The sequence below is a fragment of the Enterococcus sp. 1001283B150225_161107_E12 genome (assembly GCF_015556925.1).
Taxonomy (GTDB): domain Bacteria; phylum Bacillota; class Bacilli; order Lactobacillales; family Enterococcaceae; genus Enterococcus_B; species Enterococcus_B mundtii.
Genome location: NZ_JADNNI010000018.1, coordinates 18,258 through 32,187, shown reverse-complemented (window position 1 = coordinate 32,187; position 13,930 = coordinate 18,258). Strand labels below are relative to the sequence as shown.

Below are 13,930 nucleotides of genomic sequence, written 5' to 3'. Positions count from 1 at the left end.
ATTCCTTGTCTCTTTTTTAGTAAGTTTGATCCAAAAAACGAAAAATTATTTTGGTTCATTTATCTCCGAAGGAAAGGAGCAATGCATTGAAGGAATTACAAATAAAGCTTAGAAGGATTCGATTAAAATTTAAGCAGCACCCGCACAAAAAGAAAATTATTCTTGGGATAGTGAGTGTGGTTTTACTAATAGGAACGATTATCGGCATGATGCACTATCGACAGAGACAGTTTGACCAACAAATTTCAAATCTACAACAAGCTGGACTAAGCGAAATGAGTGGAAAAACGCCATATAGAAGAGTTATTGGTGATTATTCAGGAGAAGATGTTGAAGATTTACGCCCCCAAAATCTTTCGATCGATTCGAAGGATTTGATTCAAAAATATGGGGTGGGAATTATACGGATACCAACGATAGGGTTGGAATTACCAATTCTGGAAGGTATGACACAGGCCAATCTTAGTATTGGAGCAGGAACTGTGAAACCGAATCAACGAATCGGACGAGGAAACTTTGCCCTATTAGGCCATTATATGACCAATAACGGACTATTGTTTGGTGGGTTGAAGAATGTTTCTATTGGTGACGAAGTAGAAATTACTTTCTATGGAAAAACAGCTACGTATGAAGTACAAGAGACACGAATTATCCACCAAAGTGAAGGGCAGTATATGTTGGATAATCCGGAAGAGCCACATTATTTGACCTTGCTGACATGTGATGGAAGTCGGGCTGGTACGGACTATCGATTGATGGTTCGAGCAACAATGACAGAGTGACAGACATGATCAAAATTTAGGAGGTATTTTCAATGGTAATGGATTTATCACAAAACCAACCAGACCAAGAAAAAAAGAATCCAAATGTATTATTTGAGAAGGTAGAAGAGATTGCTATTCTCAATCGTACAAAATGGGGGACGACAGTTGAACTAAATAAAGTTTCTTATAATGGCCGTAAGGCTGTTTATGATTTACGTAATTGGACGCCTGAAGGGGAAATGCGAAAGGGTATCACACTTACTGATCAAACGTTGGCTAACCTCTTAATAGCCTTAAAGAATCATTTAGAAGGCGACTTATCAAAAGATGAATCAGAACACTTGGCAGATTCAGATATTACAGCGCACCTTCCTAATGATTTTTGAAGAAGGAGGCTAGAGTATGAGTCAATCACAACAAGAAGCCTATCAAGTTATTTGTAAGGGGACGCCACAAAAGTTATATCAAGTGTTTCGCTTACTATCTATGTTGAAGCAAGCAGCTAAAAGTAAAGAAATGAAGCAACAAGCAGAACAACTTACAGCGGACAATTGGGAAAAGTTTCAAAAACTTAGAGAACAGCTTGGTCTTCCTGAAAAACCGGAATTAGAATTCAAATTTAAACAATTGCCGAGAGAGAAACAAATGGAATTGATTCGAGACTGTGAGAAAAAATTACTTGTACAAGCTGGAGAAAAAGATTATGAGTTCTTATTATCCTCGAATAAAATGCTAGCAGAGCCACAAATTCTAGATCAAGCAGTAAATTTGGACCAATTAAAAAATATGATGACAGAGTACGGTTTACAATTCCACGTAAAAGAATTTCCTGACATGACGTCAGAAATGTACTTTTATGCCAAAGATGCTAACATTGCTGCTCGTGCGCTTGAGAGGACTGTAGAAACAATCATAAACGATCCAGAAACTGTTACAAAACCAACACTTGAAGCGCTAATTGAAGAGGCGAAAGGAAAGACGAAAGAAAAAGTTGCGGCAGTCGAAGAGGCCAAAGAATCAAGTGTCACTGCTATTAAAGATGGAACAAAAAATGCAGTAGATACCACAAAAGAGGCCAAAGAAAGCCTAGATGCTTTGTCTCTATTTGATGATATAAGCGGAGGGATCGATCTATGACAAAAAAACAGTCAATTATTCCTTACGCGCTTTTTGGTGGTGTCGGAGGTTTTGTAGCCAATCGTGCAACGGAGCTTGCTATGCATGCACCAGAAGGGGAGAAGCTCTTAGCAGCACTTCAGGTGAATAAAGAAATATTTTATAACCCATTCCATTTTTCATTAGAAAATTCTTCCTTACTTGCTTGTGGCGCTGTTTTAACGTTAGCGTCTTTAACCTATCTTGGACGAGATACAAGAGAGTATGAGCCAGGGAAAGAATACGGAAGCGGTCGCTGGGGAACAAAGAAAGAAATGAAGAAGTTCAGGAATAAAAAGAATTTTTCAGACAATATCATTCTAGGGGACGGTTGCTATAAGAATTTCTATGAGGGAAGAAATCCTCGATTAAATCGAAACAACAATGTAATGGTCATTGGAGGTTCCGGATCGTGGAAGACGACATCTTATATCATGTCGAATATTGCTCAAATGAAGTCTAGTTTTGTTCTGACAGATCCAAAAGGGAGAACAGTCAATCGAGTAGGGAAAATGTTAGAACGTAGAGGGTATAAGATCAAAGTTGTTGATTTTGATACGTTGACAAATACCGATCATTTCAACCCGTTTGCTTATGTTAAAGACGAGATCACACTCAAAAAAGTGATCAGTGCATTGATTGATGCGACAAATGCGGATCACGAGAAAAAAGGAGAACCTTTTTGGGACAAAGCTGAAGAGTTGTTGATTACCTCCTTATTTGCTTATCTATATTACCGTTACCGTGGGGGAAGAAAAGGAAATGAAGAAGTGAAAGGGGATGGCATTATGCCTAGCCTGGATCAAATCGGCACCTTGATTCGACTTTTAAATCGTGAGAATAAAGACGTAGAAAGTCCCCTTGAATTTATGTTTAAAAATTTTGCGGAAGAATTTGGCGAAGAAAATTATGCCTACCTCCAATGGCAAAACTTCCTCCGAAACTTTGAAGGAAAGACTAGGGACAGTGTCTTGGCTATTTCGATCACTCGCTTCTCCTTATTTGATTTACAACAAGTCAAAGACTTTATCAAAGAGGATAATCTAGAGATTGAAAAATGGGTTGAGGAGAAGACAGCGGTCTTTTTGAAGATACCGGATATGGACGAGACGTTTAATTTCTTACCCCTCCTTATTTTTATACTTTCTTTTCGAACACTTGAACACAAAATTGATAATGAAATGGGCGGAGAAGCAGATATCCCTATAGAATTTTTAATGGACGAATTTGCCAATCTCGGAAAAGTACCAAATATCAAGCAGGCCTTGTCTGTATTTAGAAGTCGTTTGATGAGTATCACGATTTTATTACAAAGCGTCAATCAAATCGTTGCTATGTACAAAGAGGATTGGAAATCCTTTTTTGGAAACTGCGACGCTTGGGTTTATTTATCTGGATCGACAGAACCAGATACCACAAAGTTTTTTTCTGAAGCAGCTGGAAAAAAAACAATCTATATTCGTAAGCGTGATAAAGGTTCTGTTCGCAGTGAACCCGTTGGGAAAGATGTTATTTCAATCAGTGAAGTCGGTGAGCTTGATCGACTTCATGCCTTAGTAAAAATTGCTTCAGTACCTATGTTTAAAGTACCAAAATACAACTATAAAAATCACCCAAATGCCAAAGAGTTCGGTCACAAAGAAGGTGATCCGAATTGGTATGAGGTGAAAAGATACAAAAACAGCTTAGAAAAATTCGAAGCAAATGTTAAAAAAGAGGCATTTTCAGATCCAGTAGTATTGGATATTGATTTTGCGGCGTAATAAAATATTAAATTGAATGGAGAATGAAAAATGAAATCACTTTTAATGAATGTAACAACAAGTTTGGAACCGCTAGTTGTGGCAAATGCAAATGCAACTGCTCAGACAATTGCAGGAGGCTTGCAGTGGCTGATCGCCGGTGGGGGCGCTTTGTTAGCTGTTTGGGGAATCGTTCAGATCACACAAGCTGGGAGACAAGGAGACTCTCAAGGGAAAATGGAAGGCTCTTGGTTGATCATTGGTGGCATTCTGTTGCTTGCGATTAGTGCGGGAACCATGATCACTGGAGTATTTTCAAATCCTCCAGGTATGTAGTAAATAAATTAAAGGAGGATTCATATGGATTTAGTTGAAGCCCTCACTCAGAATATGGGGGATTTTTCCCAAAGTACATTAAATTGGGTCAACAATATCGTGGCTAAATCAACCCGTGAAGTTGGTCTTTATTTAGTAGGGATACTCTTAATTTTAGAAATTGCAAAAATGTTTGAAAAAGCGAACTCTTCAAACGCAGGAATCGTGACCTTGAAAATGTTTCAAGGTCTTTCTTTTCGTGCGGCTTTGGGGGGAATCATGGTCACTTTTTCGAGTGTCATGTTAAATTTCATTTTATCTATCGGTATTGGAATGGCAAATCTTATTTCCCGAAATGCGAGAGGTGCTTTTGATGTATTTACTCTACCAAGTGTGGAAGTACCAACAGATACACTATCTATTTTGGGGGAATTAATCGGTGCATTATTGAATCCGACAGAGGCACTAAGAAGAGGGATCATGGTCCTTTTATTGGTTGTTATCGGTGCTTTAGTAACATTAGCTGCTTATGTAATGGTATGGGTGATCGTTATGCTTCGATTCTTTCAACTCTATGTCATGTTAGCATTGATGCCTGTTCCTATGGCCTCTTTTGCGTCTGAAGAACATGACAATATAGGAAAAGGGTATTTAAAGCGAATTTTAGCTTATGCCTTTCAACCAGCGGTCATTATGGTCGTGTTCGGTGTTTATCATTTTCTTTCCAATATTGTATTGGATCTGACTGGTTTAGGAAATCCAATCAATCTGGATATGGAAGTACAATTCTTCCAGAATCTGATTTTAGCGATCGTATTCATTATTGTTTTGTGGCAGACACATAAAAAATCTTCGGAAATGTTTGGGGTGTAAGAAATGGAAATCAAAGTGTTCAAAGATGCTTCAAAAAGGGAAAAAACGTTTATTGGTTTAACTGGCGCACAGTGGATTTTTATTGTAAGTCTCATTTTAGTCATCGGATTAGATGTTAGAAATGCTATCTATTCGGTTTTGCCTGTTGGTCTATTTCGATTGATATTTTTCCCCTTGTTAGCACTAAGTGCGTGTAACGCAATGTACAAGCCACATGGCTATACTTTTTCTACTTGGGTGAAGCTGTTTTTAAAATTCCAAACAACGATTCAAGTAAGAACTTATAAAAAAGGAGAAAGGATGAGAATATATCGTGTTCAAGACTTTAAAAAAGGAAAAAAAATCAAAGAAACGACCAAAAAGCCAAAAAATTCAAGCCGCTAGTACGCAAAACTCGTTGTACTATACTTCTTTGTTTGAAGATGGGATCATGCATGTTACAGAAGACCTATTTTCGAGTACGTATACATTAGGTGCAGTTAATTACACAACAGCACATGTAGATAAGCAGAAACAAATTCTTTCACAATATAATAAGGCAATCAATTTATTGTCTGAAAAAGATCATTTTCAACTCACGCTATTGGTAACTAAGAATCCAAAAGGTGAGTACATGAAAAAAACAGCTTATCCTTTACAAGGCGATCCTGGTGATCCCCTTAGAGAAGAGTTGAACCAACTAATTGAGTCTAGTTATGATTCTGGAAGAAATAATTGGAAAGTTGAACGATTTGTGACTTTAGCGACACATGCAACGAACCTTCGCAATGCTCAAAAAAGATTGTTAAATATTGGTGAGTCGTTTGCGGATGAACTGATGAGTATCAAAGGAACAGTTGATGTACAAGATGGCATGGAGCGGTTACGGACGATGAATAAAATCTTGCGACCTGGTAAACCACTTTTTGGAAATTTTGAAGATATTGAACGGAGCAGAAGATCCACTAAAGATTTGATTGCTCCAGGCTATTTAGACTTTAAAAAATCAGGGAAAATTGATTTTCAGGTGGACGATAACTTTGGACAAGTGCTGTATCTACGCGATTTCCCTCGAAACTTATCTGATCATATGTGCAAAGAATTGACAGAAGCAGAAATGGAGATGGTAATCACTATTCACGCAAGCCCGTATTCAATCTCTCAAACAACAAAAAAATTGCGGACAGAAGCGACCAACCTTGAAACAGACGTAATCAAGCGTGAAATGAAAGCAAGCGAGCGAGGATATTCGAGACAGCATATTGCACGCGTAATAAGAGAACATCAACAAGATATCAATGAACAAATAGAATTTGTAGAAGAAACTGGTGATAAACAGCTTTCTTCTACTTTTTTGGTTTATGTATGGGACGAATCGAAGGAAGCTTTATACCATCAAATTGAAAAGGTGAAAGCGGTAGGTGAAAAGTTCGGTGCGGTATTTGAACCATTATATCTTACACAGGAACAGGGATTTAACTCATGTTTGCCGATTGGTAAAAATTATTTAGATTTTGAACGAACTTTTTTACGTGACTTGATCACGCCTAATATTTCGATCAATTCTCCGTTTACTAGTCAAGATGTACAGCATAAAAATGGCACGTACTATGGAACTAATCAGTTATCAAAGAACAACATTCTTATTAATCGAATGGGTAGTGAAATGAAGAATTCCAATGGTGGCATTATGGCTGTGTCTGGAGGAGGAAAGTCGTTTGCAGCTAAGAATGAAATCATAGCGACACGATTGAGAAAACCTGAAGCAGAAATTATCATCCTGGATATGGAGCGTGAGTATCTGCCACTAGCGAACGCATTGGATGGTGAAATCGTCACTGTCGCTCCAGGAAGTGGCACCTCTATTAATATTTTGGAACTAGCAGATGAACAATACCTAGAGGTCGGGGACGATCCAGTTTCCATCAAGTCAAACTTCTTAATCAGTTTAATTTCTCATTTGGTAGGTCATGTCTCAGCTGGGCAACAAACCAAAATTGACTCAGTCACACAACAGACTTTTCGTGAGCTTGAAAAACCAACGCTTCAAGACTGGTATAAAGTGTTGCAACGTGATACCAGTCTTGAAGCAAAAGAGCTGATCGATGCAATGGGGTTATATGTCACGGGATCATTAAACATGTTTGCCAAAGAAACGACCGTCAATACTTCAAAAAATTTAATGATTTATGATATGTATTTATTGAAAAATCAAATGGCGACCTTTGGTTATTTAGCCATTCTAGATCGAATCTGGAATAAGGTGGTAGAAAACCGTGCGAAAGGTATTGAGACTAGGGTCTATATTGATGAGTTTCAAGTTATCATCAATCAGTCACAACCTGAGATATTGCGTGTTCAAGCGGCTGAAATTTACTCACGGATTCGTAAATATAAAGGTTGTCCCACGTTTATGACACAGTCAGCTGAAACGATGCTTTTAACTCCAGAAGGTCGTTCGATCCTGTTTAACTCTGACTTTTTGATTTTACTTGAACAAAAAGGTGAGGTATTGGATGCGTTAGTCGAACGATTTAAATTAACGGAAAAAGAATCGCTCTATCTCGAAAATAATAAGGTAGGAACTGGGCTAATTATCGCTGGTGGTCAGGTGATTCCCTTCTCAAACCTAATCCCCAAAGACACAAAACTGTTTGAATTGATGAATACAAGTCATGCAGATCAACAACCGGCCTAAAGAGTACTTTAAATTACCCAAAGGCACTCGCTTTAAGGGAGAGCAGAGGTCTTTAACTGTTCGTAAGGGAACAATCGCCAAATTCAATCAACGAGCTGCATATGGCTATACACTCGGCAAGCAGAAGAATGAAAGCCGTATAAACTCATTAAAACGAAAAAAAGCACAATCTGAAGAAAAACTAAAGTCAGAAGAGTCTTCATTTTCAAAATTAGAAAAGAAAGGCCAAAAAATTCATGAGAAACGTTCATCGAAACAGTCGTTTCTTACAGATAATGAGTCTGAAACACTAGATTCAATATCAAAAGCAAAGAGAAAGAAGCATCATGATAAAAAGAAGGAACTTGAAAATGATCTAAAGAAAAAGAAAGATGATCTATTTCATACAAAGCAGAAAGAGTCTTTTCACCAAGCAACTAGCAAAAATCAATCGATCAATTCCGACTCAAAAGGCAATTTTGCTTCTTCTGCCAAACAGGTGGTCACGAAGCAATTGATCAATCAAGGATTCAATGTGATGGCTCAAGAGGAAGATGCAGAAGAGCTAAAACAATTTCAATCTAGTGTTAAAGATGGGGAAAGTGTTTTTAAAGGAACGAAAAAAGCGAATAAATTTTTGACAAAAAATCAGAAATTTTCTCAATCTGTAACCATTGGAAAACTTGATGATTTGCGTTTTACTTCAAGTAATACTGTCAAGGCTGCAAAGACAGCGTCAGATGTAGCTGGGAAAGCAGCAACCAAATCGGCTACGCAGCAGACTGCATTCTCACAAGCCTCTTTAAAAGTCCAACAGGCAATCACAAGTGCGACTAGTAAAGCAATGAGCAGTTTCACGGTGAGTAATCCAGTTGGCTGGATCATTACAGGGATAGCACTTCTTTTTCTTGTGTTTGTTGGTTTATTTTTTATCTTTAATAGCCAAAGCAGCGCGTCTTCTGAGGATGGCGTATTTTATGTTGAAAAATGGGACGGCCCCGATGCTTATAACTCTTCACTTTTAGCCCAACGGTATGGAATCACCGCCGAACAAATTGATGGTTTTATAGCCAATGAAGGGTACAAGGTAGATTCGCGAGCAACTGGTCAAGAGTTTTTGCGTCTTCAATCGTTATCAGGAATTGACGTCCGTCAACTTGTAGCATTTGCCCAATGGGAAAGTTCTTTCGGAACAGCCGGTGTTGCCTTGCAGTTTCCGAAAGCAAACATTTTCGGCTATGGTGCATTTGACAATGATCCTAATCAAGGAGCTTCGTGGGACAATACACGAGCAGTCACTGAATTTCGAAATACGCAGATCGATACGTATGGCAATCGAACCTTAGCAATCATGGATGCACGTGCCAAAGCTTTTCATGACAATACATTAAAACCAGGAGAATTTGTTTACTGGACTAAATTAAATGCAGGAAAATCAAGAGCTGAGACAGCAGAAAAATTCAATCAATGGATTGATGATAATGGTGGAACACCGAAGCCACCTGGTGGGTATGGACCTGTTGGCGGTGGTGGCGCTGGTTTAGCTGTATTAGATCAAAGGCTTGGGACAGTGATTGGTGGCGAGTTTGGTGGTTTAACCGGAGAATGCTATGCTGTTTCGGCTTATTATGCCAATTCTATCAATTCGTCCATTATTTTAACAGGTGGGGTTAAAGCCAGTGATATTGGTACTGATTATCCATGGGAAAGTTGGGGATGGTCAGTCATTAGAAATCCTAGCTATAACCAAATTAAAGCAGGTGATATTATCAATTATAATACTGGTGGAAATATGGGTTCCTGGTTTGCCCATTCGATGTACGGTCATACTGGTGTAGTAGGAAAAACGTTAGGAAACAACCAGTATTTATTATATGACCAAAATCCAGGACCATTAAAAACGTGGACAGTGACTTTTCATTCTGGCAGTGTATCGTCAGTAGTTCGTCCACCCAATTAAGCAAGGAGAAAAATGAATGCAAGATAAGCGGAAATTTAGTCTATTAGCAGGGTTGGGTGTGGTTACCTCAGCATTGATCTTTATCGGTTTGATTTTATTAGTTGGTCATTTTATGAACGCTGAACCACCAACCTTGGAAGTACCAAATCAGATTCAGTCTTCTCAAACTGAATCCCAAGAAACAAGAACGGAGGAAAGTAGTCGTGTGGCTTTAGTTGATGGTTCGTCATCAAGCAAAGAGGAGACCATACAGACCACTGAATCGAGTCGGCCGGCAGTGAGAGAAGTAGACGAAGTTTCTAATATCCGAAATTTTTTAAGTGTTTACTTTACCTGGGAATTGCAAGAAGACTCAGTGACCGAAAGGGCTGAATTATTGCAAGAATTGATGACAGAGAAACTCTATGATAAGAAGGAAGTAGAGGCAGATAGTGAAGTTTTGAAGGAGTTGATTGATACGTTCAATGAAACGAATGAAATAAATACTTCCAATTCCATGCAACTCTTGTCCAGTCGCTATCTTTCTTCTCAGATTTATCAAGATACCAACGATGAGACGCTTTATCGAGTAACTGTACGTATGGCGAAGCAGGCACCATATCAAGACGCACCTTTTATGATAGAAGAAGCGTACCATTTACGCTTTGAAGATAACCATGTGACTGATCTAGACGGACCAAAAGATCAATTAAGGAGTGGCACAAATGACTCAGAGTAAATTAGAAAAACTTAAATCAAAATTAGCAGATGCCGAAAAGAAACGAGTGCAGCTAGATAAAACAATTAAAAGATTACAAAGTCAAATCAGTGAAGAAGAGACCAAAAGCTTTCGAATGACGCTGACAGAATTAGACTTGTCTGTTGAAGAGGCCATAAGTTTTCTTAAAGAGAAAAATCGACCATCTGCAGCACAGTTGGCTCATTCATTTAATCAAGCAGCGCCACCAAGTGATTATCAAAATGCCGAAGGAAAGGAGCTAAAGAATAATGTTTAGAAGAAAGCCAAAGTTTATCTATGAACTATCTGAGTGTACCTTATTGAAAGAAGAAGAGATCTTTAATCCGGATGATCTCTTTCAATTTATTCAGGAGGAAGATTACCGGTTTCGAAGAGACTATTTAAAGGGTTCAGTCGTTGTGACTAAAGTGAGGAATAATCTGGAAGGTACGGTTTATTATGCGAAGCGACTTCATCTACCACAGGAAGAAGGATTTGATTGGGTCGCAGAATTAGCTGATTTTTATACGAAAAAACCGCTCAATTATTTTTTAGAGGAGCCGATTGTCGAGTCTGTGAAAGATTCAGAACCTGTTCTTTCCGTGAATTCAGATGAAGCACTCACTTTAGATGATTTTGAAGCCGATATTCAGCCAGTAACAAAAACAGATAAACCGGAACAAACAGAGTCAGAAATAGAATCAGTACTTAGCAGCTCTTCAGATATGGAGCAAGAACAAGTTTTAGCAGAAGAAAACAGTGAAGAATTCGTACAGATTTCAAAAAGTGAACTACAATCCATCAAAGAAGCACTTGACCGTCATCAAAAAGAAATAAAACAATTTAGAGAAGAAAAAGCGACAGAAATCCAATCAACAACTGCTTCTGCAGAAACACTGTCAGAAGATAATATGTTAGAGGAAATGACAAAACTTTTGGATACAGATCCTGTAAAAGGTGAATCACTCGACATTGAAGTTGCTACAGATGAGATTGTACAAGAGGTTCTTCAATCTACGAAAGTGGAGTTTGGACAAGCATTGACCAAATTTATTGAGACAGAGACGAAGAAAATCAACCAAGAGATCCAACAATTAGATAAGCGTCATTTGATCGAGGAATCAGTTACGAAGCGTTTAGAAGCAAAGAAACAAGAAGAATTAGCTAATTTAGAAAGTCAGTTGATCAATCAAAAGCAGCAACAAGTACAAGAAGAAAAGTTGCGACACCAGCAAGCATTACAGAATATCGAAAAGTCCTTTACCACACAGATTGAAGGAGAAACTGCAGCAATTCGAAATAGCTATAAAGAAACAGTTGATCAGACAATCAAAAAAGAGTATGAACAACAAACGGAGCAGCTGTCTCGTGTATTACAAGGGAAAATGGATGAACTAAAACTTCGGCAACATACGGTGAATACAGGTTTAGAAGCGAACTTTAAGGAGATTTTGGAAACATTTAACCGTGAGCATACACAAGTGATTCATGAGGTGGAGCAAAAAAAGCAACAGTCGCCGATCATTTTAGAAGAAAGGAGATTGAGATTACAGGCTTAAATTGATAAAAGGGGAAAGATTTAGATGGCTGGCAAAACAAAATATCTTATTTTAGAAAATCCGTTACTGGCATCGATTCCTAAAAAACGAGCAATCGTAGATGTAATAAGAGGTGGAGAATGAAATGGACAAAAAATTTGTTGAACAAATTAAGGGAGATTTAGATCAACTTGGAATTTCCGAAGATCGAAGTGAAGAACTAATAAACGATGAAGCGCTAAAATTATTTACATTGTTTGAGAATAAGTACGAGGATGTCAGTGACGATAGTGTAGATATTTGTTTGTACAGAGACGGTATTATAGAAATTTCTAATGAAGCATTACCTTTTTCACCACAATCAATGGAAGAACGAGTGTACCTAACTAATTTGTTTTCGGACTCGAATTTTACAGTTACCTCAACGTCAAATCGTTTTATTCATGTAACAAGTAAAATGAGAAAAATTGAAGATTTACAAGAATTAATCCAGGAATATCGATCCTTACGCACGCAGTATTTAAACAAGTATGGCGCAACAACGTACTATGAAACAGTTCTAGAAGACGGATCAATTGGATGGAAACGAAAGCGGGTACCGTTACAAAAGAAAGAATCAAGTATCGATTAATATGATTAAATTATTGTTCAAGAAGTCAGATCCAATCCTTAATTTTCAAGGAATGTATCTGACTTCTTTTTGTTTGGATCTAATATTACCTCAGAAAAAATAATTATTTTCATTAAGGAAGGAGCATATTTATGGCTAACTACAATCCAAATCGATTGATGGAGATGGCCAAACAAAAGAATATTTTGGATGTGGCTAGTTCTTTAGGACTAGAGTTAAAACGTGCAGGTCATCAGTATGTATGGATTGAACATCCAAGTTTTAAAATTCATCCGAGAAAAAACACCTTTTCTTGGTATTCAAAAGGGAATGAACTTCGTAACCAAGATGTGATCAAGATGGTTGAGGTGATCAATAATATGTCGTTCAAAGAAGCGCTACATTATCTCCTTGAAACAGAAGCTGGCGTCTTTGATGGGGCGAAGATTCCAAAGAAAGAACCATTTATTTATCGAGTTAGAGAAGCGAATACATTTGATTATGCCAGGAAGTATTTACGAGAAGAACGCGGCTTATCGGATGAAACAATCGATTTTTTTCTGAATAAAGGGATCATGGTACAGGGCATTCATAAAGATTTCGATACAGGTAAAACCGAACCAATGATTGTATTTAAGCACGTAGATATCGAAGGAAAGATTGTTGGAGGAGCTAGACAAGGAATCTGGTATAATAAGCAACTTTATCCGGAAAAAGGTCGATTAAAAAAGACTCTCTACAATAGTGAGGGGACCAGTGGTGTGATTGTGGATATTGGTGATAAGGCACAATTTAGTAAAGCTACATCAGAAAATCCTTTCACAGTCTACGCTTTTGAAGCTCCTATCGATATGATGAGTTATTACGAATTGCACAAAAACCAATTAACCAACTGTCGATTAGTCGCCATGAATGGCTTAAACAAAGGAATTATTTCACGTGCAGTCGTTGAGGCACTTTGTGCAGATAAAAGTTATGTAAAGAAAATTGAAGACAAAGTGAGTGTCGATCGTTGGTTACAAAAAATTGATGATTTAGCAGGATCTGCAGGCGTAAGACATGAAAAGTTAAAAATTGTTCTTGCTTTGGATAATGATGCAGCAAAATTTAATCCGGAAAAAGGGAAAATCGAGAGACCAGCGAAAGACTTCTATAACAGTTTTGGTATAAACAACATCGATGTAATCCCACACTTTCCAAAATGCCACGAAGGAATGAAGAAAAATGACTGGAACGATGAGTTGAAGTACCAAAAAGGCTTGTTGAAGGGAGTAGAAGCAACAGCTTCTCTACAACAAATGATTAACAATGTCCAACAAGATGTTGCGACGAAAGATCTGGCAGCAATCCAGCGATAGGAGGAAATTATGGAAGAAAACACATTTAATGAAACACAATTCAGTAACTTTATTCTTCGGTTAATCAAGGACTATCAAGAAGGAGAACTGACTGAATACAAAAGAGGAGCGGTTTCAGCTCTTTTACAAGTTTCAGATCAATTCCAAAAAATGGTGATAGAAACGTCCTCTTCTGAGAATTTAATCGATTTAAGAAAGGATGAATATCTAGATACCAAGCAAGCTTTTGATAGAGACTAAG

The 13,930-nt window shown here is 37.8% G+C and carries 15 protein-coding genes; all 15 read left to right on the top strand.

Translation table 11 applies throughout. From position 1 onward, the window contains the following. Window positions 1–176 precede the first annotated feature (176 nt). Window positions 177–782: a class A sortase gene (locus I2F89_RS15545; RefSeq protein WP_324250212.1), complete on the top strand. Its 606-nt coding sequence runs from the start codon at window positions 177–179 to the stop codon at window positions 780–782. Window positions 783–814: 32 nt separating this feature from the next. Next, a complete protein-coding gene (locus I2F89_RS12570) occupies window positions 815–1,150 on the top strand; it encodes a PC4/YdbC family ssDNA-binding protein (RefSeq protein ID WP_195514440.1) in 336 nt (111 codons plus the stop codon). A gap of 16 nt (window positions 1,151–1,166) precedes the next feature. Then, window positions 1,167–1,901 (top strand): hypothetical protein, encoded by a 735-nt coding sequence (locus I2F89_RS12565; RefSeq protein WP_195514439.1) that lies wholly within the window; start codon window positions 1,167–1,169, stop codon window positions 1,899–1,901. Continuing rightward, the gene (locus tag I2F89_RS12560; protein ID WP_195514438.1) at window positions 1,898–3,682 is read left to right on the top strand and encodes a VirD4-like conjugal transfer protein, CD1115 family; all 1,785 of its coding nucleotides are present in this window, start codon (window positions 1,898–1,900) and stop codon (window positions 3,680–3,682) included. The genes I2F89_RS12565 and I2F89_RS12560 overlap by 4 nt, the downstream gene beginning before the upstream one ends. A gap of 30 nt (window positions 3,683–3,712) precedes the next feature. Next, window positions 3,713–3,997: a hypothetical protein gene (locus I2F89_RS12555; RefSeq protein ID WP_077152012.1), complete on the top strand. Its 285-nt coding sequence runs from the start codon at window positions 3,713–3,715 to the stop codon at window positions 3,995–3,997. 24 nt (window positions 3,998–4,021) lie between these two features. Further along, a complete protein-coding gene (locus tag I2F89_RS12550) occupies window positions 4,022–4,849 on the top strand; it encodes a type IV secretion system protein (protein ID WP_195514437.1) in 828 nt (275 codons plus the stop codon). Window positions 4,850–4,852: 3 nt separating this feature from the next. Beyond that, the gene (locus tag I2F89_RS12545; protein WP_195514436.1) at window positions 4,853–5,233 is read left to right on the top strand and encodes a PrgI family mobile element protein; all 381 of its coding nucleotides are present in this window, start codon (window positions 4,853–4,855) and stop codon (window positions 5,231–5,233) included. Then, window positions 5,163–7,526, top strand: coding sequence for a VirB4-like conjugal transfer ATPase, CD1110 family (locus I2F89_RS12540; protein WP_324250211.1), 2,364 nt, complete (start codon window positions 5,163–5,165; stop codon window positions 7,524–7,526). Before I2F89_RS12545 ends, I2F89_RS12540 begins: the two co-directional genes overlap by 71 nt. Beyond that, window positions 7,504–9,465, top strand: a complete 1,962-nt coding sequence (locus I2F89_RS12535; RefSeq protein WP_195514435.1) for a CHAP domain-containing protein — start codon at window positions 7,504–7,506, stop codon at window positions 9,463–9,465. The genes I2F89_RS12540 and I2F89_RS12535 overlap by 23 nt, the downstream gene beginning before the upstream one ends. Before the next feature lie 16 nt (window positions 9,466–9,481). Next, window positions 9,482–10,183, top strand: a complete 702-nt coding sequence (locus tag I2F89_RS12530) for a hypothetical protein (RefSeq protein WP_195514434.1) — start codon at window positions 9,482–9,484, stop codon at window positions 10,181–10,183. Further along, window positions 10,170–10,460, top strand: coding sequence for a hypothetical protein (locus I2F89_RS12525; RefSeq protein WP_066025990.1), 291 nt, complete (start codon window positions 10,170–10,172; stop codon window positions 10,458–10,460). Before I2F89_RS12530 ends, I2F89_RS12525 begins: the two co-directional genes overlap by 14 nt. After that, window positions 10,453–11,742, top strand: a complete 1,290-nt coding sequence (locus I2F89_RS12520; protein ID WP_195514433.1) for a hypothetical protein — start codon at window positions 10,453–10,455, stop codon at window positions 11,740–11,742. Before I2F89_RS12525 ends, I2F89_RS12520 begins: the two co-directional genes overlap by 8 nt. A 124-nt stretch (window positions 11,743–11,866) precedes the next feature. Further along, window positions 11,867–12,352, top strand: a complete 486-nt coding sequence (locus I2F89_RS12515) for a hypothetical protein (protein WP_126133788.1) — start codon at window positions 11,867–11,869, stop codon at window positions 12,350–12,352. A gap of 131 nt (window positions 12,353–12,483) precedes the next feature. Continuing rightward, window positions 12,484–13,689 (top strand): toprim domain-containing protein, encoded by a 1,206-nt coding sequence (locus I2F89_RS12510; RefSeq protein WP_195514432.1) that lies wholly within the window; start codon window positions 12,484–12,486, stop codon window positions 13,687–13,689. A gap of 9 nt (window positions 13,690–13,698) precedes the next feature. Continuing rightward, the gene (locus I2F89_RS12505) at window positions 13,699–13,929 is read left to right on the top strand and encodes a hypothetical protein (protein WP_195514473.1); all 231 of its coding nucleotides are present in this window, start codon (window positions 13,699–13,701) and stop codon (window positions 13,927–13,929) included. Window position 13,930 lies beyond the last annotated feature (1 nt).

Coding starts and splice junctions, on each gene's coding strand:
- I2F89_RS12545 (WP_195514436.1), top strand. CDS start 4,853: ATGGAAATCAAAGTGTTCAAAGATGCTTCAAAAAGGGAAAAAACGTTT.
- I2F89_RS12515 (WP_126133788.1), top strand. CDS start 11,867: ATGGACAAAAAATTTGTTGAACAAATTAAGGGAGATTTAGATCAACTT.
- I2F89_RS12505 (WP_195514473.1), top strand. CDS start 13,699: ATGGAAGAAAACACATTTAATGAAACACAATTCAGTAACTTTATTCTT.
- I2F89_RS12535 (WP_195514435.1), top strand. CDS start 7,504: ATGCAGATCAACAACCGGCCTAAAGAGTACTTTAAATTACCCAAAGGC.
- I2F89_RS12560 (WP_195514438.1), top strand. CDS start 1,898: ATGACAAAAAAACAGTCAATTATTCCTTACGCGCTTTTTGGTGGTGTC.
- I2F89_RS12555 (WP_077152012.1), top strand. CDS start 3,713: ATGAAATCACTTTTAATGAATGTAACAACAAGTTTGGAACCGCTAGTT.
- I2F89_RS12565 (WP_195514439.1), top strand. CDS start 1,167: ATGAGTCAATCACAACAAGAAGCCTATCAAGTTATTTGTAAGGGGACG.
- I2F89_RS12550 (WP_195514437.1), top strand. CDS start 4,022: ATGGATTTAGTTGAAGCCCTCACTCAGAATATGGGGGATTTTTCCCAA.
- I2F89_RS12510 (WP_195514432.1), top strand. CDS start 12,484: ATGGCTAACTACAATCCAAATCGATTGATGGAGATGGCCAAACAAAAG.
- I2F89_RS12530 (WP_195514434.1), top strand. CDS start 9,482: ATGCAAGATAAGCGGAAATTTAGTCTATTAGCAGGGTTGGGTGTGGTT.
- I2F89_RS12525 (WP_066025990.1), top strand. CDS start 10,170: ATGACTCAGAGTAAATTAGAAAAACTTAAATCAAAATTAGCAGATGCC.
- I2F89_RS12570 (WP_195514440.1), top strand. CDS start 815: ATGGTAATGGATTTATCACAAAACCAACCAGACCAAGAAAAAAAGAAT.
- I2F89_RS12520 (WP_195514433.1), top strand. CDS start 10,453: ATGTTTAGAAGAAAGCCAAAGTTTATCTATGAACTATCTGAGTGTACC.